Source organism: Oleiagrimonas sp. MCCC 1A03011 (assembly GCF_003267965.1).
In the GTDB taxonomy this organism is placed as follows: Bacteria; Pseudomonadota; Gammaproteobacteria; order Xanthomonadales; family Rhodanobacteraceae; genus Oleiagrimonas; species Oleiagrimonas citrea.
This window is the reverse complement of sequence record NZ_MSPY01000001.1, coordinates 540,744-558,738: the sequence shown is the minus strand read 5'-3', so window position 1 is coordinate 558,738 and position 17,995 is coordinate 540,744. Positions and strand designations below refer to the sequence as shown.

Genomic DNA, 17,995 nt, shown 5'->3' with positions numbered 1-17,995 from the left:
TTATCTTGTCTATTTTCGTCGAATGCCGGGAGACTGCCATGCTGACGTTCGTGCTCTGGCTTCTGTTGCTCGTGTTCTGTTGGCCGCTGGCGCTGCTTGCGCTGGTGCTCTATCCGTTCGTGTGGCTGCTTCTGCTGCCGTTCCGGCTGCTCGGTGTGGCGGTCGAGGGCGTGTTCGCCTTCCTCAAGGGAATCGTCATGCTGCCTGCTCGCATCCTGGGCGTACGCCCGGGTTAGCCATCATCGCGATGAATACGTGGAAAAGGCCGCTTTGTGCGGCCTTTTTTTTGCGTGGAACCCGGGTTTGCCGAGACCAGACGTGAGTGCGGGTCGACCTGTTCCGGAGCATTCCGGCATGTCGATGTCGTGCTCAGTTTCGCGCGGGGAGCAGGAATTGGCCGACGAGACTCGCGGTCAGCGTTGCCGTGGCGATCAGCACGATGGCCGAGATCTGGAACCACATGGGGTGCGGAAACATGGTCAGGTTCACCAGCGCGGCGATCAGTACCACACCGCCGATCAGGGTCGCATAGAGTCCGGCCCTGGCGCGTGCGATCACGATGGCGACCAGCGTGCCGTCCAGCACGCCGAATGCCCACGCCGAGAGGACGAAGCCGAACGCGCCGGTCGGCAGGGAGCGGATGAAGGCAGCGACCGCGTTATGGTCGGAGAAGTCCAGGTTCTCCGGCGGCGGATACAGACTGTGGCCGACGTACTCGATGACGGCGACAGTGATCAGGGCGCTGAGGATGCCGGCTGCGCCTGCGACGATGCGACGTGCTCTGGAGTTCATGAAAGCCATCCTGACAGCGGACCATTGCGGGAATTGTACGGGGCAGCGCGGCGACGTGCAGAGAACGCGAGCATGGATGGCGCGAGTACCTTGCCGCGATCGGTTGTCGCCTCCGTCCGTCGCATCGGCGAGCCTAGAACCTGGATCCGGGATGTTCGAGGAACGCGACTTCCTCCGGCGTCGACGCGCGTCCAAGTATGCCGTTGCGATGAGGATAGCGACCGAAACGTTCGATGATTTCACGATGTCGCACGGCGAAGCGGTAATTCTCTTCCAGGCCATTTTCGCGGAACAGCGAGTCGGCCCAGGCCTGGATGACTCGCGACTCGCTGTGCATGAACGGCATGTAGAGAAAATTGCGTTCGATCGGTGAAAGACGGGGCGGTGCGTCTGCGCGAATGGCCTCCTGCGCCAATGCCAGCGCCATGGGATCGTGGGCGAATGCCTGCGGCGTGCCGCGGTGGATGTTGCGTGAGAACTGGTCCAGCACGATCACTTCCGCTAATCGGCCGCGAGGCGTCTCGCGCCAGTCATGCAACTCGCCGGCGACCGCCTGTTCCAGCACGGGACCGAAACGCTTGCGGATGCGGGCATCGAAGTCCGTGTCCTTGGCCCACCACATTTTCGGATCGATTTCGTCGAACCAGAATTCGAGGACGGTTTCGCGCATGCGTAGGGTTTCGTGTAGAGGGAAGGAGGCGGTCTGTTTCAGTGCAGACATTCGACAGGGATTTTACGGTCACGGTTCGGATGTGCTTCCGAAACGGAAGTCATGGCTTGCGGTGATCGGGAGAGTTGATGATGCTGGATGGAAGGTTCGCATCAGATGCAGACTCTACTGAAGAGGCCGGCGGCGATTTACGGATTTCCGGAAACGGGTCGTGTTTGCCCGCTCTGCAGGCCGTTTTTGCTTGCGTCCTCAGCAAGGGTATGATGAAAACAATGGTGCGCGGTTTGCTTGCCAGAAGATCCAATACCAACAAGGAGGGGAAGCTATGTCACGTTTTGTTTCTGCCATTTTGGGCGTGAGCGCATTTCTTGCGGTCACCACTGCGTTTGCAGCCCAGACGAGTGTCAAGGCCAATTCGGCCGCGGATGCGGATATGCGGACGCTGCCGGTCCTGGTTCATGTCGACAAGCAGGGCACGGTGACGGATGTCACCCCGGCGTACAAGGTGCGCCCGAGCCTGGTCAAAGTATTGCGTGCCACGCTGAACAAGATGATCACGAAGCCTGCACAGGATCACGGGAAGCCGATCTCGAGCGATGTCGTGGTCACGCTGGCCTTGCATGTCATGGAGAAAAAGGACGGCACCCATGCGGCGAATTTCCAATATGTGTCCATGAAGCCGCTGCCGGCTGGGTCCTGGCATTGGGTGCACACCCCGGACCATCGTCTGGCCCTGGGTAATCATCAGGGTGATTTCATGCAAGCGGATCCGAATGCTACGGGGGGCGCGTTAGGCGGTTCCCAAGGCTGGAGCAATTTGACCAAGCAGGGATACGGTGTAAGCGGAAAAGCGAATCGCTGATCTAGGTCCTGCGCGAACTGAACTATGGCCGTGTACCCATGGCGGGGCATGAGTCGATGGAAGCGCGTGGCGACTGAGCAGTGAGTGGGGTGGTATACGTAACGAATGGGATTTCCGTCGTTGCATGTACCGCCCCATTCTTATGTCCTTTCGAGAGGGTGCATATCGCCCGACATGCGTGCCCGTGACGAGCCGGCCTTGTTTTCTTTCGGAAGAATATGGCGTCGGCGATACCAAATACCTTTTCTCATTGTTTTTCGTAAGTCGGATTCGCGGCAATGATGCTTCGGCCGAATAACATTCAAAAAACGTCATTGGGTCGCTTGAATCCGAGCGTTGCAGGCAGGCTTTAGTCATTCGCGGCTTCAGCGCTTGCGAACGGGATGTTTCGAGCATTCGGGGCAAGATAGAAAGCGCGGGCGGCGTGCATTTCATCGTGACCATGTTCATGAATCATCGTGCGCATAGTAGATCGTGCGTTCCTGGGCATGATGACGGTGTGCCACATCTCCATTGGTCGGTATACGGTCTTTCCCATGTCTTTAGGCGGAGAGAGCGAGCAGCGGCCTTGGTGTCTGACTCCGCTCGCGATTTATGCAGTGACGGATGCCATTACAGCGCATTCGGATGCTGGATTTTGCCAAAATTGTGCATGAATTCACGATGTGGCGGCGTATTCTCATGTATGAGCTGCGCATGATCGCGCGGCAAGTCCTGAATCGTACGAGCGTGCAAAGCGCCGCGCGCGCAGGTCTAGTACGGCGTTACGTTGAATAAAGAATTTGGTCGACGTTCACAGATGGCGCGTTGATCGATATAGGGTGGCCGATTGGCACGACGGCGGACATTCCGGAAGGGGATTGGGCGGACGAACGCCTTACGTCGTGAAGTGCCGACTTTCGTTGGATGGGAAATCAAGGAAGGAGGGGAACATGAAGATCGCATCGATGCTTGCATGGGCGGGTGTGTCCTGCCTGGTCTGGACGGCTCCTGCTGTGGCGGCCGGGCCGCCGCCGGGATCCTATCTGCTGAGTTGTACCGGCGCGGCGGTTCAGGGGGATGCGCTGTCCGCCAGTTGTCAGACCTTGAGCGGCAGTTTCCAGCAGACCACGCTGGAGCAATTGGGAACCTGCCAGAACGAGGTGATGAAGGGTGGCGACATCGCCAACCTCAACGGCAACCTGGTCTGCGTGCCCAATCTTCCGAATGCGACCGGCGAGGCGTATCCGCAGTCGGAAACCACCGTCAACGGCTGGGTCTATTCGGGCAATCAGGCGGCGTTGATTCGGCATGCCTGGTCGATCTGGGCGGGATTGACCCAGTACACCGGCAAGGTCAACGGCACGCCCGTGCGCGCTTTCGAAACCTGGACCACGCCCTCGAACATGATCTATCGCATCCAGTCCGGGCTGGGCACGGATGTCGTCAAGGGACGGGTGCTGCTGCAGAAGTCGCAACTGCTGCGTCCGGGCAGCCGCTTCAAGCTGGAAATGCCGCATCAGTTCCGTAATCTTCAACCGATGCTGAAGTCGGCGTCGGCGATTCCGGACGGCGACACCAAAATCTTCGTCACGGTGGCCTACAACCCGGCCGCTGCCGAACATGCTATCCGCAACAAGTTGTTCCTTCAGAGCACGCTTAACCGCTACCTGAAGGAGGGCTACACGCAGATCCCGGTGTTCCCGACCAGCGCCATCACGATCAAGCCGGTCTACAAGGTCATTCAGAAAAACGAGACCGATGGGAACGTCAAGGACGGCATCTACACGATGCCCGGCTGGCCTGGCACGCCTTCGCCGGCGAAGACCTTCCCGGAACCGGACTGGGGCGCGTGTGTGTACGTCGACGTCAATCAGAGTGGCCCCAGCACGGGCAACGCGATCGATAAGGGCTGTGCCGGCCGCACGGCGTCCACTACGTTTCATGTGAGCGACTTCATCCATCACGTGATCACGGCGCAGGAAGCGCCGGCCATCGCTTCGCAGACCAGGATGAAAGTGTCCGCGGGCGACATCGCCATTCTGGTCGGCATGCACGTGACCACGCGCGAGACCACGCGCTGGGCCTGGCAGACCTTCTGGTGGTCGGCCAACCCGGACCAGCCGTATCTGCCCAGCGACAGCACCATCGCGGCGGCCCGTCCGCAGCAGGACATGGATGCGGAGTCCGGTCACTACGCGATGGCGCTCTCGTACCAGATGGTCGCGCCGGCGCAACCGATCAATGGCGGCCAGAGCGTCGGTCATTCCGTGATCGCCTACAACCCGCATCTGGAAGCCGGTTTCTCGCCGTCGACCTTCCAGGCCAGGGGCAGCATCACGCAGCCGGACGGTAAGGTGATCACCAACGAGTACGGGGTGCAGACCAACTGCATGAGCTGCCACGGACAGGCGCAATACCAGTCCACGCCCGGGCACTACAAGGATCCGGACAATCGCGAGAAGCCGTATGCGGCGGACTTCTATTTCGGTCTGAACGATCCCTCGTTCCAGGGCAAGCTGCAGCTCGACTTCGCCTGGTCGATTTTGGGTAACCTGGTGCTCGATGACGATGGTGGGCAAGGCATGGTCAAGAGCAAGAAGGCCATGCAAAAGTAAAGCGGGCCATCAGGTCCTGAATGCGAAAAACGGGATGCTTCAGGCATCCCGTTTTTCGTTGCAGTCGATCGCCGAAGCGCATTTTCGTCGGGTGATCGATGTGCTCGATTCGTTCCCTGTCAGCCAGCGCGGGCAGTTGTCATGCCGACGGTGGCTGCATGCGTGATGTACTGGACGATCCGCGGGCGTTCACCCAGGTTGGGGCGACTGCCGTGTGGCAGCCAGGCGTGCCAGATCACCAGGTCGCCAGCGCGGCCCGCAATCGGCTTCGAGCCCAGTGCATGGAGGTCCTGTTGGTGCGGATCGACGCCGGGTTCGAGCGTGGTCAGCCAGTCGGGCAGTTTGTGGTGGAAACCCGGCACCACAGTCAGTGCCCCCTGTTCGGCCGGCGTATCGGTGAAATAGAGGATGCCCTGCGTGTCGAACGCGAGCGGTGCAGCGAGATCGAGATCCCAGTGCAGGTCCGGTCCGGGGAAGGGGCAATACTGGCGCTGCGGCGGATGGAATCCGCAGCGGTCCGCCGTGGGCCACAGGTCGGCGGTTCCCCACAACTGCGCGAACGCCTTGTGGATGCGCGGTGAGCGTCGCGCGGCATCCAGCGCCGGGTGCTGGATCAGCTCGACCATGATGCCGTGGCGATCGGTGCTGGATCGATACCACGACTCGGGGTCTTCGAGATCGGCTCCGACATGGGCGCATATGGTCTTCACGGCGGCCTGTCGTTCGGCCTCGGTGATGGCATCGTGCAGCACGACGTAACCGTGTTCGTTCCAATGAGCGAGGTCCGCGTCGCTCAGTACGGGCGGGCTTGCCTCGATGGCATCCAGCCAGGCGCGGGCAACTTTTGGACACGGTTCGCGATGAACGGCAGCACGCAGGCGCTCGACGTTGAATGGATCGGGCGTGCCAGCCGTGGCCACAATCCAGGCTTCGAAGGCCTCGAATGTCGAAGCGTTGTGCATCAGGTATTCCCAGGTCTGATGCAGGCCGATTCCCAGCGCATTGAGGACCTGGTGATCCAGCCGCTCCTCGCCGGGGCGCGATGGTTCCGTGGCGGACCGTGCCGCCACGGCGAACGCCCACATGCGCTTGAGGTGAGGAACGCCGAGTGCACCGGTCTCGGTCGAGGAAGGCAGGGATACGGGCATGGACAAATGATTTTTCCGATTGGGTCGTCGAAGTCGTTGTCAGCTTCAAGCTGTGCTCGGCGGTGCGCGAAACCCGGTCGCTTCCGGCATCAAGGGGCGAGCATGATACTTACCGGCTCGCTTGCCACGACAGGAAGCTGCCTGACTCATCACATACGGTCGGAATGTTTCGGTCCCATCCGCGTGAAGTAGTGAGTTTTCAGAATCGGGTGGCCGTTCTTGTCGTAATACACGGCCGTTTCAGTCATGTGCTTATGGTCCGCAGCGACCGTGTAGATGCGTGTCGAGGCCGGTATGCCATGCATGCTGAGCGCCAGGACCAGCGTATCGGGTTGCGGCATCTTCATTGCATAGAGATCGGCCTCGGGGCTGCCCTTCACCGGATACGAAGCGCCGTCGAGCGTGGCGGTGCTGACGGTGTGTACCGCTTTGCCGTTTGCGTAGACGATATCGACATCCATCGTCAGCTTCGCCAGGTCCGCGGGGCGGAATGCTATGACGACCTTTTTCGGCCGCTGTGCCGGCGGCATCGGCAGGCGTGATTTGACGACGGCCCAGCGACCGAGCAAGGGAGAGCCGTGTGGAGACTTGGACAGAACCGGGGCGCTGATCGTAGCGGCGACGAGCACAAAACAGGAAAAGACGGTTTTCATGCGAATTTTTCTAGAAACAGCAAGCCTCAACTTTGCATCAATGCCATATGTTCGGCAAATTCTTCGCGCAGCGATTGGATTAGCCATTAACCGGCATTGAGTGGGTGTTATTTTTGCCGTGCCGGGCCCATGTGTGATTTTTTTCACATTTTTTTATAGCGATGGTTCTAGAATCGGTAGGTAGTGTCCCTCCAATTATTAGGGGCGCTCGATGGGGTGCGTGTTATTCGCGCACCTCGTTCATTGTATTTGACAAGGAGATTGCATCATGGAGAGCAATAAGGTGACCGATCGCACCACCCGCCCGTTTGGGCGCGTCGTGGCGAGTGAGATCAACCGCCAGGATTCGGACGAGCTGAAAAAGGGGTGCTTCATTTCCGTAACTTCTGGCTCGGTTTGGAATGACGCGCCGGATTCGGCTGACCTGGGTTTCCTGCCCTGATCGGTGCGATGACAATTCGCTGTACCGGATAACGGGTGCGGCGGATGTGTCTTGGCCGACCGTTGCCTGCATGATCTTGCGGCGGTCGGCCATCGTTATGAAAGCAAGCTCTATATCGAACTCGATTTGAATGGAGACATACATGGACAAGGCTGTCCTGATTCTGGCCAAGTGGAATGAACCGCATACGGCCGCTTTGCGCTGGTCACTCGACCGCATGGGTATTCCAACCCGGATCGCTCCCGATTTCAGTCGTGTGGGGCAGCGTATCTCGATTCACGCCGACGATGGCGGGACGCATTGGTGGTCGGACGCTTGTCCGGAAACGCCTCGCTCGATCTGGTTCCGGCGGCCGGAAATGCCCGAACCCAAGCAGTGCATGGAAGCGGATCGTGAGTTTCTCACGATTCAGTGGAAGCTCTTCCAGAGGAACCTCTTCGATTTGGGCACGAAGCTTCTGGATACGCTCTGGATCAACGATCCGGCCGCAGCCTATGCTGCTGAGAGCAAGCTCGTGCAGTTGCAGGCGGCGGCTGAGCTGGGTATTCCGTTTCCGGACATGGTAGTGACCAATCATGCCGAGGATGTCACGCGGCTGATCGAGCGGTGGGGACAGGTGATCTACAAGACGTTCTACCCGCACAGCTGGGTGAGTCGTTCCGAGGGCACGCTGTACGACTTGGGCGTGACTCTGCTGGATGCGGATTCGGAACTGCCCGAGGCGTCCATCGCCATGTGTCCCGGCATCTTCCAGCGCTATATCGAAAAGACCGAGGACATTCGCGTGACCGTGATCGGTGATCGGATTTTCGCTGTGCGTGTGCTCAAGCATGCCGGGGGCGCCTATCTCGACTGGCGACAGAAGGTGCTTGCGAACGAAACTCGTGTCGAGATGGTGCAGTTGCCGGCAACATGGGAAGATCACATCCGTAGGCTCATGAAGAAGCTAGGGATCGTGATCGGCTGTGCCGATCTGGTTGTCGATCAGCAGGGCGACATGTATTTCCTGGAGATCAACCAGGCGGGGCAGTTCCTGTTTGTAGAAGAGAAGCTCCCGGAGGTGCCCCTGCTCAGGGCGATGACAGCGATGCTGATCCAGGGACGCTGTGACTATTCGCTTGATGCCTGCGATCCGGTACATTTCCGGGACTACAAGCAATCTGCCGAACATCAGCGCGTCATGGACTCCTACGGCGAGGTGGCGCTGATCGCATCCGAGGAACCCTGACTGCGGCACGCCTCGATTCCGCGGAAGCCGCAGCGCGAAAGGTTTCGCGTGGCCTGTGGACGGAATCGGCATAAAAAAACGGGCGGCCTGGAGCCGCCCATTTTCGATACTACCGTGTGTTCGACGCGACGTTACTTGAGTTTGGCCGCCTTGCGCAGTTCTTCCGCACGATCCGTCTTCTCCCACGGGAACGCCTCGAACGCGTCGGTCTTGTGCTGCGTCTTGCGGCCGTTCTCGAGGGTCTCGTAGCTGTAATGCGCCTTCGTCACCGGTTTGCGGCCGAAGTGGCCGTAGCTGGCGGTGCGCTGGTACATGGGATGGATCAGATCCAGCATCTGGATGATGCCGTACGGACGCAGGTCGAAGTGCTGCGCGATCAGGGCCTCGATCTTCTCGTCCGGGATCTTGCCGGTGCCGAAGGTGGTGACGGAAATGGAGGTCGGGCGGGCCACGCCGATGGCGTAGCTGACCTGCACCTCGCACTTGTCGGCGATGCCGGCGGCGACGATGTTCTTGGCTACGTAGCGCGCGGCATAGGCGGCCGAGCGGTCCACCTTCGACGGGTCCTTGCCGGAGAACGCGCCACCGCCGTGGCGGGCCATGCCGCCATAGGTGTCGACGATGATCTTGCGGCCAGTCAGGCCGCAGTCGCCGACGGGACCGCCGATGACGAACTTGCCGGTCGGGTTGATGTGCATTTTCGACTTGGTCAGCGTCTTCAGCCACGCGGCCGGCAGCACCGGCTTCAGGATGTGCTCGTAGACGCCGTCGAGGATTTCCTTGTGCTTGATGCCCGGATCGTGCTGCGTGGACAGCACCACGGCGTCGATGCCGGCGATCTTGCCGTCGTCGTAGCGCAGGGTGACCTGGCTCTTGGCGTCCGGACGCAGCCACGGCAGCGGGCTGTTCCTTTGCTTGCGAACCTTGGCTTGCTGCTCGACGAGGCGGTGCGAATAGTAGATCGGAGCCGGCATCAGCTCGCGGGTCTCGTTGCAGGCGTAGCCGAACATCAGGCCCTGGTCGCCGGCGCCTTGTTCCTCGGGCTTCTTGCGGTCGACGCCGCGATTGATGTCGGGCGACTGCTTGCCGATCAGGTTCAGCACGCCGCAGGTGGCGCCGTCGAAGCCGACTTCGGACGAGTCGTAGCCGATGTCGAGGATGACCTTGCGGGTCAGATCTTCGATGTCGACCCAGGCGTCGGTGGTGATTTCGCCGGAAACAATGGCGACACCGGTCTTGACCATGGTCTCGCAGGCCACGCGGGCGCGCGGATCCTGGGCCAGGATGGCGTCCAGCACGGCGTCGGAGATCTGGTCGGCGATCTTGTCCGGGTGTCCCTCGGAGACCGACTCGGAGGTGAAGAGGTAGCTGCTCATCGAGGCCTATATCCTTCCTTGCGGATAAAGAGATAAACGAAAGGCGCCATGATACAACCGCTGCTTCGCGATTGCATCGTGCGCTGCGGCGTCGCATGCCCGCAAACCGCCCGAACCTGCGCCGCATGCGGGCCGCGGTGCGCCCGACGGACGCCGTTCGTCGCCCTGAGTCTGGGCATGTGCGAAGCGTGGAGCAAGTCGATGAAATACAAGGGTGTGCTGATGTTGGCCCTTCTGGCAGGCCTGATCGGTCCGGCTCGGGCGGCGCAGGGGTCGTGTACCGGGCGGACGCTGCCGGTGCAGCGGATGTTCTGCGAAAGCCCGGCGTTGCAGCGTATGGAGATGGCAATCCAGGATCTGGAGCGCACCCACGTAGACGCTGGGGCTGCACGGGACGCGAGCGTGTGGCGGGCCGATCGCGATGATGCGCTGTGGACAGCGATGCGCTACGGCTTTTCCGGGCGCGAGGTGCGCAAGCGGGCCTGGGCGCTCGAACGCGCACGCATGGACGAGTTGCTGAGCCGAAGAGGACTCGGGGCTGGGCTGGATGAACCGCTGACTGCTCTGGTGCGGGTTCTGCGTGCGGCGGACGTGTCGGTGGATGTGGATCTTGCGTCGGTCTGGCGAGCCTCGGATGCATCCGTGCATACGGCACGTGTCGTGGCCGGCGACAATCCGGCGGCAGTGCCTTCGCCCGAAGGCGTGTTCCGGTCCTTGCAGGTGCATCCGACGCCGGCCTTGACGGAGCAGGTGAGGCAGTGGGCTTCCGGTAGCCCGAATCTGACGCTGCACTGGCTGGCCTCCGCACGCATCGGCGCCGTGGAGAGCGTGCAGGGCTCGGCGGATTGCGCGTACCGGGCATGGTTCCGCGTCGATGCAGACGGTGTGGCGCATGTCTTGCCCGCGCCGATGCTGGACCAGGCCCCTTGCATCGGCGCCGGCGAGCGCATCACGCTCGTGCGTGCGGGGCATGACACCTATGTGATGCTGCAGCGGCGCGTGGATGCGGACACCGTGGATGTTTCCACGCAGTGGTGGGCCGGTCAGCGTTGGGCCAGTCCGCAGCGCGTGCGCCTGCGGTTCGATCATGCGCTGCACGTCGACGCGCTGCGCTGTGCGGTCCGCGACTGCGGACCCTATCGGAAGGCGGTTGCGCGTCTCGCTGCGCGCTACGACCGCAGCCCACAGGCGGGTCAGTTGCCGGTGCCGAAGATCGAGAAGGTTGTCATGCAACGCATGCTGCGCATGGCTCGGCGAACCGCGGCGGCGCATCCCGAGGCCGGCACGAACCGCTTGCCATTCGGTCAGGATCTGGCGTGGAACCGGTTCTGCGACGAGGCGACGTATTTCTACGTGCGCGTGAACGGGCAGCGGTTGCTCGGCCGGATCGGCCACGGCCATCGGGGTTGGCGCACCGACGATGGCTGGCTGGTCGGGCTGTGGGCCGAGCGTGACGGTCGGCTGCAGCCGGTCGCCGGCGCGGTGGTGCGACGCGCACGCGGGCGGTTGCTCAGCGTGTCGGCCATGCCGCCGGCAATCATGCCGACACGTTGAGCGGGCGCTTAGGGACGGTCCGGACCGAAGTATTTCTTCAGGCGCTGGTTCCAGTCCGGTGCGTTGATTCGCTGCAGCAGCGAGGTGTCGATCTGCTCGCGCAGCGGGCTGTTGTCCGGCAGGGCGAACGCGTAGTCCTGTCGCTCCAGACGCAGCGGCAATACGCGCAGGCCGCTGAATTGCTGGTTGATCTGCCAGCGCAGCAGCGGTGCGTCGTAGACCACCGCATCGACCTTTCCGGCAGCGAGGCGTTCCAGTGCATCGTCCAACGAGTCGGCATGCACGAAGCTGTCCTGGTTGCGTTGCAGCCATTGCCCGCTGGTGCTGCCGGCGATGCTGGCCACGCGGACATGGCTCAGGTCATCGGCGGTGCGGATGCGGTTGCTGAGCTGGCCCACGGTCAGTGCGCTGGTGATCGAGGCGGTGAAGAAGGACACCACCATCAGGGCCGCCAGCATCCACACCATGCCGAGCAGGCGGCCGGGCACCGTACGCGGCGCGGTGTCGCCGTAGCCGACGGTAGTCATGGTCACCATGGCCCACCAGAAACCGGAAAAAATGCCTTGGGCGCGCGTGCCGCCGAACTGTTCCGGGTTGTGCTTGTGCTCCAGGCTCCAGACCAGGAGGCCGACGGCGAGCAGCAGCACGATCAGGGTGCCGATGACGCTGAGGAAGGCCGGCGACACCAGTGCCTGTGCCACCGCCAGCCAGCCCGATCCGCTCTGGTTGCGCACGGCGATGCCGAGGCCGGAGCTGGTGATCGGGTGGGCGAAGTCCATGCGCTGCTCGCGCTGTGCCGTCGCGGTGATTGCGCCCAGACCGACGTCGACCTGGTGGCGCTGCACAGCATTGAGCAGACCTTCCAGGTCGTAGGACTTGTATTGGAATTTCCAGCCGTGGTCGGCGGCGACTTCTTCCCACAGGTCGATGGCCAGACCGCGATAGTGGTCGCCGTCCCGGATCACGAAGGGCGGCGCGACCTTCACGCCGATGGTCAGCGTCCGCGCCGGCGCGACGGCAGTGGCAGCGTCGGCGGGTGCACTTGCGGCGGGTGCGTTCTGTGCGAACGCGAGGGGGGTGAGCAACAGCGTGCAAAGACAAAGCAGGATCGTGCGCGGCGTACGCATGGTCATCCGGGACTCCCAGTGTCGATATCCAGCGCATCGCGCACGCGATGCGCTGGCCCAGCTTAGCGCGATGTGCGACCGGCTTCAGGGCATCGGGAGGTGGCGGATGGCATGGCGATGCGCATCCACGAGTTGCGCTACGCCAGCTAGCCGGCGCAGCGCGAGTTCAGGCCGCCAGTGCTGCGTCGTCGGCGAGACGGGCGAAGTAGTCGCGGGTCAGGCGCAGCTGCTCGGCGGCGGATTCGGCGCGATTGACCACGGCGCGGAAGGCCGCGTTCTCGGGACGGTCCTTGGCGTACCAGCCCAGATGCTTGCGCGCGATGCGCACGCCCTGGTGCTCGCCGTAGAAAGCGTGCAGGTGTTCGAGGTGTTCGCACAGGATCGCGCAGACTTCGTCCGGCGTTGGCTCGGGAAGCTTTTCGCCGGTGGCCAGATAGTGTGCGATCTCGCGGAAGATCCACGGTCGGCCTTGTGCACCGCGTCCGACCATCACGGCGTCCGCGCCGGTGACGTCGAGCACGTGCCGGGCGCGTTCCGGCGAGGTGACGTCGCCATTGGCGAACAGTGGAATCGAGATGGCCCGCTTCACCGCGGCGATGGTCTCGTATTCGGCCTCGCCCTGGTACTTGTCGGCGCGGGTGCGGCCATGCACGGCCAGCGCGGCGATGCCGGCGTCCTCGGCGATACGGGCGATGGTCAACGCATTCTTGTTCTCGCGGTTCCAGCCGGTGCGGATCTTCAGTGTCACCGGCACATCGACCGCCTCGACCACGGAGCGGCAGATGCGCGCGACCAGCGGCTCGTCCTGCAGCAGCGCGGAGCCGGACCACACGTTGCACACCTTCTTCGCCGGGCAGCCCATGTTGATGTCGATGATCTGCGCGCCGTGGTCGACGTTGAAGCGCGCGGCCTCGGCCAGCATCTGCGGGTCGTAGCCGGCGATCTGCACGGCGATGGGGTCCGGCTCGCCGTCGTGGTCCATGCGTTTGCGCGACTTGGTGGTGTGCCACAGGCGCGGGTCGGCGGTGGTCATCTCGGACACGGCCAAGCCGGCCCCCATGCGCTTGCACAGGAGCCGGAACGGCTTGTCGGTGACGCCGGCCATCGGGGCCAGCACCACCGGCGGGTCGATGACGTGGGGACCGATGCGCATGGCGCGTATTGTACGGCAGTCGGCGATGACAGGTCCGGCGTTCGGTGGTTCAAGCGTCCGCCTTGGCGCGATGAGCGCCCGACCAGCGTCACGCATGCATCGATGCCTGGGCCAATATCGGCATCGATCGTGTATGCCGAGCGATGCGAGCGTGCACGACATGGGGCGATTCAGCTTGCCGCACGCCCTCCGGCTCGAAGCTTGCGGCGCGTCCACCAGAACAGGAAGCCGGTGACGACGAAGAACGGCGGCAGCAGGCCCGACAGGGCGGTTAGCACTTCCCACCATGTGCCGCCGATGCGGCCGGCGTGCAGCCCATGCACGACGCGCATCACGCTGCGCCCGCCGCGGTTGCGCGGGCGGACTTGTAGCCGCGCCGGCTGTGCCGACGCGGCGTCGACCTGCAGCGTGATTCGGCCCTTGCCGGGCTGGATGGCGCGTACGTCGACGATGGAGCGGCCGCGTGCGGGCAGGCTCACCATCGACAGTGTGGCGTCCGGCGCCGCCGCTCGCGTGCGCTCAAGCACCGATGCCCAGTCGATGGTGATCGGTGCCATCGACGCTGCCGGCGCGCGTTTTGCGGGCGTTGCGCTCTGCGGCGCGCGTGGGCGTTCGCCACGGAACGTCAGCCACGTGCCCGTGACCGTGATAACCAGCAACAGCGGCAACGTCAGCACGCCGATGCTGCGGTGCCAGCTGACCCAGCGCCGCGTCGGCGGTTGCGTGTACGGACGCAGGCTCTGGCGGACATACCCCTTGCGCGGCCACCACAGCACGATGCCGGAGACCAGCAGGAACAGCGCGCAGAAACCGAGGATGCGTACCAGCAGATTGCCCGTCGATCCGGCCAGCAAACGCGCATGGAAGCGGTGCAACAGGCCGAGGACATCGCTGCCGCGCTGGCGGGTCAGGATCACCTTGTCGCCCTGCGGATCGAGGTAGGTGCGTGTGCCGTCGGTCGTCATCAGCTGCCAGTACGGCGCGTCGGCCGAGGGCAGGCCGATCGCACGCAGGCCGGTGCGCTGCGCGCCGCCGGCGGTCAGCTTGTCGAGGATGCGTGCCTGCCGCGCCGTGTCGGGCACGCGTGCGTCGTGCGCCTGCAACTGCGGATACAGCCAGGCCTGCAGCGGGTGCTCGTAGACCAGTGCGGTGCCGGACAAGGCGATCAGGGCGAAGACCAGTCCGACGCTGAGGCCGAACCACAAGTGCAGGCGTCGCAGCCAGTGGCGCATGAGAGGGCTTCCCGAGGAAAACTCGAATATTATTGAGAAGCATTATCGTTTGTAAAGGTTTGGCAAAGAACTGGCCAGTCTCTCTCGGTGCCGGTTGTGTTCGTGAGACGGCTGTTCGGCACGCGGCCCGTTCGACTTCAGAGGCTTTCCGATCATCGGAAACGCTTGTGGCCGTGCGTTCATCAGGGATGATCCGTGCCCAGTTTGGCGATAAAGCGACGTAGGTGCGGGTCGCTACGGGCGAAGGGCACCTGATCGAAGACGAACCAGCGGGCTGCCAGAAATTCACCCTCGTCGAAGACGATGGGCTGGGTCCGGTCGGCGTGGACCACGTACCAGAGCGACACGTCGACGTGGCCGGCGGTGAGGCCGACGGTCGTCGTGCAGGTGACCATCAACGGCGCTGCGATGGGATGACCGGGGGCGAGGCCCAGTTCTTCCTTGAGTTCACGTGCCACGGTCTGTCTAGGGTGCTCGCCGGGTTCGACGTGACCACCCGTCGGCAGCCAGCGTTGCGCGTTCCGGTGATCGACCAGCAGGATGTGCCCGTCATCGACGACGGCGAAGTAGGCGACCAGATGCTTGGGCGGCGTGGCCGGCTTGGCGAGGCGGCATAGCTCGGCACCGGATTCGACCCACGCCAACGCGTCGGTCAAGTGATTGTTCTCCATCGCGTCCAACGGCCGGATCGACCGCAACTCGGCACGGATGGACGCCCGCATCGTGGCGTGAACGGGAAAAAGGTCCGGGGCTGCGGAGTTGGTGTTCACCGTGCGCAGCGCTTCGCGTGTTCGGGAACGGTCAGGGTCGTGCAGATCTTCAACGGAACCGCGCGGCGACTTCGTCCCGTCGCGGCATGGCGACGGCGGCGCCGGCGCGTTCCGTGGACATGGCGGCGACACGGCCTGCCTGGCGCACGGCATCGGCGAAGCGCGCGCTATCCGTGCAGGCGAGACCAGCGACCAGCGCGCCGCAGAAGGCGTCACCGGCGCCGGTGGTGTCGACCGGCGTTACAGTCTCGGCCGCGACGCGATAGCAGTCGGCCTCGTCGCCGCGGCGGGCGGCGCCATGCGAGACGAAGCTGCCATGGCGACCGAGGGTGACGACGACACTGCCGTTGCATAGCCGGCGGCACAGAGTGTGCAGGCGTTCGTCGTCGAGGCTGGCGACATCGTCGGTAGCGACCTCGGCGTCGAGGAAACGGGCGCAGAGTTGCGCGAATTCGCTTTCGTTGGGCGTCAGCACGTCGACCAGACCGAGCAGACCGGCATCGAGATCGGGATGCACCGGCGCGGGATTGAGCACGCAGGTGAGGTTGTGTTCGCCACCGAGTTCCAGCGCTGCGCGCGTCGCGTCGAGGTTGTTCTCCAGCTGCACCAGCAGTACGCGTGCATCGGCGAACCGAGTCGACTGCGCGCGCAGGAAATCCGGATCGAGCCGTTCATTGGCGGCCAGGTCGACGATGATCTGGTTCTGCCCGCTGGCCTCGACCAGGATCGCGGCGGTGCCGGTCGGCACGTCCTCGCGCACTTGCCAGCAGCCCATCAGGCCTTCGCTCTCGGCCAGCGTGGCGGCGCCTTCACCCAGCGCATCCTTGCCGCGCGCGCCGATGAAGACCGTCGCCACGTCCTGGCGCGCGCAGGCCACGGCCTGGTTGAACCCCTTGCCGCCCGGACCGGTACGGAAGCCGCTGCCGCGCCGGGTCTCGCCGGGCTGCGGGAAACGGTCCACCTGCCAGACGTGATCCTGGTTGTAGCTACCGACGACGATGACCTGCGTTGCCATGGCGGATCAGGCCTCGCTGGCGGGCTGCTTCGGCAGGCGGTTCTCGTCGCGCACGTGCTTGTGCTTGAACAGGGGAATGAACAGCAGCGCCATGATCAGCGCGTAGCCGGCAAAGGCCATCCAGATGCCCGGCCAGTCCTTGCACACGGCGACGGCGTCGTTGCAGGTGTGGTCGGTGAAGAAGGTGTCGATGGCCCAGCCTGCGATCAGGCTGCCGAGCACCGCGCCGACGCCGTTGGTCATGAACATGAACAGGCCCTGCGCGCTGGCGCGGATCTTCGGGTCGGCCTGGCTCTCGACGAACAGTGAGCCGGAGATGTTGAAGAAGTCGAACGCCATGCCGTAGATGATGCACGACAGCACGATCATCCACAGACCGCCGCCCGGATTGCCCAGCCCGAACAGGCCGAAGCGCAGCACCCAGGCCAGCATGCTCATGGTCATCACTGCCTTGATGCCGAAGCGCTTGAGGAAGAACGGGATGGTCAGGATGAACGCGGTTTCCGAGAACTGCGAGATCGAGATGATGATCGCCGGATGCGCCACCGCCAGACGCGTGGCCAGCTCGGAGAACGAGTGCCAGTTCAGCGAGGCGAAGAAGGTGTGCCAGTCCAGTGGCGCCATGTCCTTGTACGGCGCGAGCTTGTTGAAGTCGTGCAGGAAGGTGTCGCCGTAGGCGTTGGTCAGCTGCAGCGCCGCGCCAAGCAGCATGGCGAAGATCAGGAACACCGCCATGTTCTTGTTCTTGAACAGCACGAACGAGGTCAGGCCCAGGCGGTCGGCCAGCGACACGCTCTGCGCGGCATTCAGCTTGGGCGGGCACTTGGGCAGGGTGAACGCGTACAGGCCCAGCAGCAGCGAGGCGGCCGCGGCGATGCGGAACTGCAGCGGCGAGGTCTCGAAGTGCATCAGGCTTACCGTCCAGGTCGCGGCGATGAAACCGATGGTGCCCCACACGCGGATTGGCGGGAACGTCTTCACCACGTCGTGGCCTTCGCTCTTGAGCGCGTTGTACGCCACCGCGATGGAAAGCGAGATGGTCGGCATGTAGAAGATCATGTTCACGAGCATCACCCAGAACATCAGCTCCGGGTCATGCACGAACGGCACGCAGAACAGCACCACCGCGCCCAGGATCTGCAGGATGCCGTAGAGGCGTTCGGCGTTGATCCACTTGTCGGCGATGATGCCGGCGAGCGAAGGCATGAACAGCGAAGCGATGCCCATGGTCGAGAAGATCGCGCCGAAGCTCGTGCCCGACCAGTGCCGCGTCTGGAACCACCAGGCACCGATGGTCAGCAGCCATGCTCCCCAGATATAGAACTGCAGGAAGTTCATGACGGTCAGGCGAAACTTGAGCATGGTGGGCGTCCCCC

General features: G+C 63.3%; 17 protein-coding genes. 6 read left to right on the top strand and 11 right to left on the bottom strand.

Annotated features, from left to right (window positions below; genetic code table 11):
- The first annotated feature begins 38 nt into the window (after positions 1–38).
- The gene (locus tag BTJ49_RS02535; protein WP_113064017.1) at positions 39–236 is read left to right on the top strand and encodes a hypothetical protein; all 198 of its coding nucleotides are present in this window, start codon (positions 39–41) and stop codon (positions 234–236) included.
- Between the two features lie 133 nt (positions 237–369).
- Here the strand turns inward: BTJ49_RS02535 and BTJ49_RS02530 are convergent, their stop codons facing one another.
- A complete protein-coding gene (locus tag BTJ49_RS02530) occupies positions 370–792 on the bottom strand; it encodes a hypothetical protein (RefSeq protein WP_146742240.1) in 423 nt (140 codons plus the stop codon).
- Between the two features lie 133 nt (positions 793–925).
- Complete coding sequence (locus BTJ49_RS02525) at positions 926–1,462, bottom strand: DUF924 family protein (protein ID WP_113063765.1); 537 nt, start codon at positions 1,460–1,462, stop codon at positions 926–928.
- A 211-nt stretch (positions 1,463–1,673) separates the two neighbouring features.
- Here BTJ49_RS02525 and BTJ49_RS02520 point away from each other — a divergent pair, with 211 nt between their 5' ends.
- Complete coding sequence (locus tag BTJ49_RS02520; protein WP_146742239.1) at positions 1,674–2,324, top strand: hypothetical protein; 651 nt, start codon at positions 1,674–1,676, stop codon at positions 2,322–2,324.
- A gap of 932 nt (positions 2,325–3,256) precedes the next feature.
- On the top strand, positions 3,257–4,921 hold the full coding sequence (locus BTJ49_RS02515) for a hypothetical protein (RefSeq protein ID WP_113063763.1): 1,665 nt from the start codon (positions 3,257–3,259) through the stop codon (positions 4,919–4,921).
- A 119-nt stretch (positions 4,922–5,040) separates the two neighbouring features.
- On the opposite strand, the gene BTJ49_RS02510 is transcribed toward BTJ49_RS02515, so the two are convergent.
- Both BTJ49_RS02510 and BTJ49_RS02505 read right to left on the bottom strand, forming a co-directional pair.
- The gene (locus BTJ49_RS02510; protein ID WP_113063762.1) at positions 5,041–6,069 is read right to left on the bottom strand and encodes a phytanoyl-CoA dioxygenase family protein; all 1,029 of its coding nucleotides are present in this window, start codon (positions 6,067–6,069) and stop codon (positions 5,041–5,043) included.
- A gap of 149 nt (positions 6,070–6,218) precedes the next feature.
- A complete protein-coding gene (locus BTJ49_RS02505) occupies positions 6,219–6,722 on the bottom strand; it encodes a hypothetical protein (RefSeq protein WP_113063761.1) in 504 nt (167 codons plus the stop codon).
- A gap of 268 nt (positions 6,723–6,990) precedes the next feature.
- Here BTJ49_RS02505 and BTJ49_RS15695 point away from each other — a divergent pair, with 268 nt between their 5' ends.
- Positions 6,991–7,164 (top strand): hypothetical protein, encoded by a 174-nt coding sequence (locus BTJ49_RS15695; protein ID WP_168184638.1) that lies wholly within the window; start codon positions 6,991–6,993, stop codon positions 7,162–7,164.
- 142 nt (positions 7,165–7,306) lie between these two features.
- Entirely contained in the window at positions 7,307–8,392 is a 1,086-nt protein-coding gene (locus BTJ49_RS02495) for a hypothetical protein (RefSeq protein ID WP_113063759.1), read from the top strand.
- Between the two features lie 131 nt (positions 8,393–8,523).
- On the opposite strand, the gene metK is transcribed toward BTJ49_RS02495, so the two are convergent.
- Complete coding sequence (metK, locus tag BTJ49_RS02490; RefSeq protein WP_113063758.1) at positions 8,524–9,768, bottom strand: methionine adenosyltransferase; 1,245 nt, start codon at positions 9,766–9,768, stop codon at positions 8,524–8,526.
- Positions 9,769–9,969: 201 nt separating this feature from the next.
- Here metK and BTJ49_RS02485 point away from each other — a divergent pair, with 201 nt between their 5' ends.
- Entirely contained in the window at positions 9,970–11,322 is a 1,353-nt protein-coding gene (locus tag BTJ49_RS02485; RefSeq protein WP_146742238.1) for a hypothetical protein, read from the top strand.
- 8 nt (positions 11,323–11,330) lie between these two features.
- Here BTJ49_RS02485 and BTJ49_RS02480 read toward each other — a convergent pair whose 3' ends face one another.
- The 6 genes from BTJ49_RS02480 to BTJ49_RS02455 all read right to left on the bottom strand — a co-directional run bounded on the left by BTJ49_RS02480 (position 11,331) and on the right by BTJ49_RS02455 (position 17,981).
- Positions 11,331–12,455, bottom strand: coding sequence for a transporter substrate-binding domain-containing protein (locus BTJ49_RS02480; protein ID WP_113063756.1), 1,125 nt, complete (start codon positions 12,453–12,455; stop codon positions 11,331–11,333).
- Positions 12,456–12,615: 160 nt separating this feature from the next.
- Positions 12,616–13,602 (bottom strand): tRNA dihydrouridine synthase DusB, encoded by a 987-nt coding sequence (dusB, locus tag BTJ49_RS02475; protein WP_113063755.1) that lies wholly within the window; start codon positions 13,600–13,602, stop codon positions 12,616–12,618.
- 170 nt (positions 13,603–13,772) lie between these two features.
- Positions 13,773–14,834, bottom strand: a complete 1,062-nt coding sequence (locus BTJ49_RS02470; RefSeq protein ID WP_113063754.1) for a PepSY-associated TM helix domain-containing protein — start codon at positions 14,832–14,834, stop codon at positions 13,773–13,775.
- Positions 14,835–15,016: 182 nt separating this feature from the next.
- Entirely contained in the window at positions 15,017–15,490 is a 474-nt protein-coding gene (locus tag BTJ49_RS02465) for an NUDIX hydrolase (RefSeq protein ID WP_206098354.1), read from the bottom strand.
- A 163-nt stretch (positions 15,491–15,653) separates the two neighbouring features.
- On the bottom strand, positions 15,654–16,619 hold the full coding sequence (locus tag BTJ49_RS02460; RefSeq protein ID WP_113063752.1) for a ribokinase: 966 nt from the start codon (positions 16,617–16,619) through the stop codon (positions 15,654–15,656).
- Positions 16,620–16,625: 6 nt separating this feature from the next.
- The gene (locus tag BTJ49_RS02455) at positions 16,626–17,981 is read right to left on the bottom strand and encodes a nucleoside permease (RefSeq protein ID WP_113063751.1); all 1,356 of its coding nucleotides are present in this window, start codon (positions 17,979–17,981) and stop codon (positions 16,626–16,628) included.
- Between the last annotated feature and the right edge of the window lie 14 nt (positions 17,982–17,995).

Coding starts and splice junctions, on each gene's coding strand:
- BTJ49_RS02535 (WP_113064017.1), top strand. CDS start 39: ATGCTGACGTTCGTGCTCTGGCTTCTGTTGCTCGTGTTCTGTTGGCCG.
- BTJ49_RS02530 (WP_146742240.1), bottom strand. CDS start 792: ATGAACTCCAGAGCACGTCGCATCGTCGCAGGCGCAGCCGGCATCCTC.
- BTJ49_RS02525 (WP_113063765.1), bottom strand. CDS start 1,462: ATGCGCGAAACCGTCCTCGAATTCTGGTTCGACGAAATCGATCCGAAA.
- BTJ49_RS02515 (WP_113063763.1), top strand. CDS start 3,257: ATGAAGATCGCATCGATGCTTGCATGGGCGGGTGTGTCCTGCCTGGTC.
- BTJ49_RS02510 (WP_113063762.1), bottom strand. CDS start 6,069: ATGCCCGTATCCCTGCCTTCCTCGACCGAGACCGGTGCACTCGGCGTT.
- BTJ49_RS02505 (WP_113063761.1), bottom strand. CDS start 6,722: ATGAAAACCGTCTTTTCCTGTTTTGTGCTCGTCGCCGCTACGATCAGC.
- BTJ49_RS15695 (WP_168184638.1), top strand. CDS start 6,991: ATGGAGAGCAATAAGGTGACCGATCGCACCACCCGCCCGTTTGGGCGC.
- BTJ49_RS02495 (WP_113063759.1), top strand. CDS start 7,307: ATGGACAAGGCTGTCCTGATTCTGGCCAAGTGGAATGAACCGCATACG.
- metK (WP_113063758.1), bottom strand. CDS start 9,768: ATGAGCAGCTACCTCTTCACCTCCGAGTCGGTCTCCGAGGGACACCCG.
- BTJ49_RS02485 (WP_146742238.1), top strand. CDS start 9,970: ATGAAATACAAGGGTGTGCTGATGTTGGCCCTTCTGGCAGGCCTGATC.
- BTJ49_RS02480 (WP_113063756.1), bottom strand. CDS start 12,455: ATGACCATGCGTACGCCGCGCACGATCCTGCTTTGTCTTTGCACGCTG.
- dusB (WP_113063755.1), bottom strand. CDS start 13,602: ATGCGCATCGGTCCCCACGTCATCGACCCGCCGGTGGTGCTGGCCCCG.
- BTJ49_RS02470 (WP_113063754.1), bottom strand. CDS start 14,834: ATGCGCCACTGGCTGCGACGCCTGCACTTGTGGTTCGGCCTCAGCGTC.
- BTJ49_RS02460 (WP_113063752.1), bottom strand. CDS start 16,619: ATGGCAACGCAGGTCATCGTCGTCGGTAGCTACAACCAGGATCACGTC.
- BTJ49_RS02455 (WP_113063751.1), bottom strand. CDS start 17,981: ATGCTCAAGTTTCGCCTGACCGTCATGAACTTCCTGCAGTTCTATATC.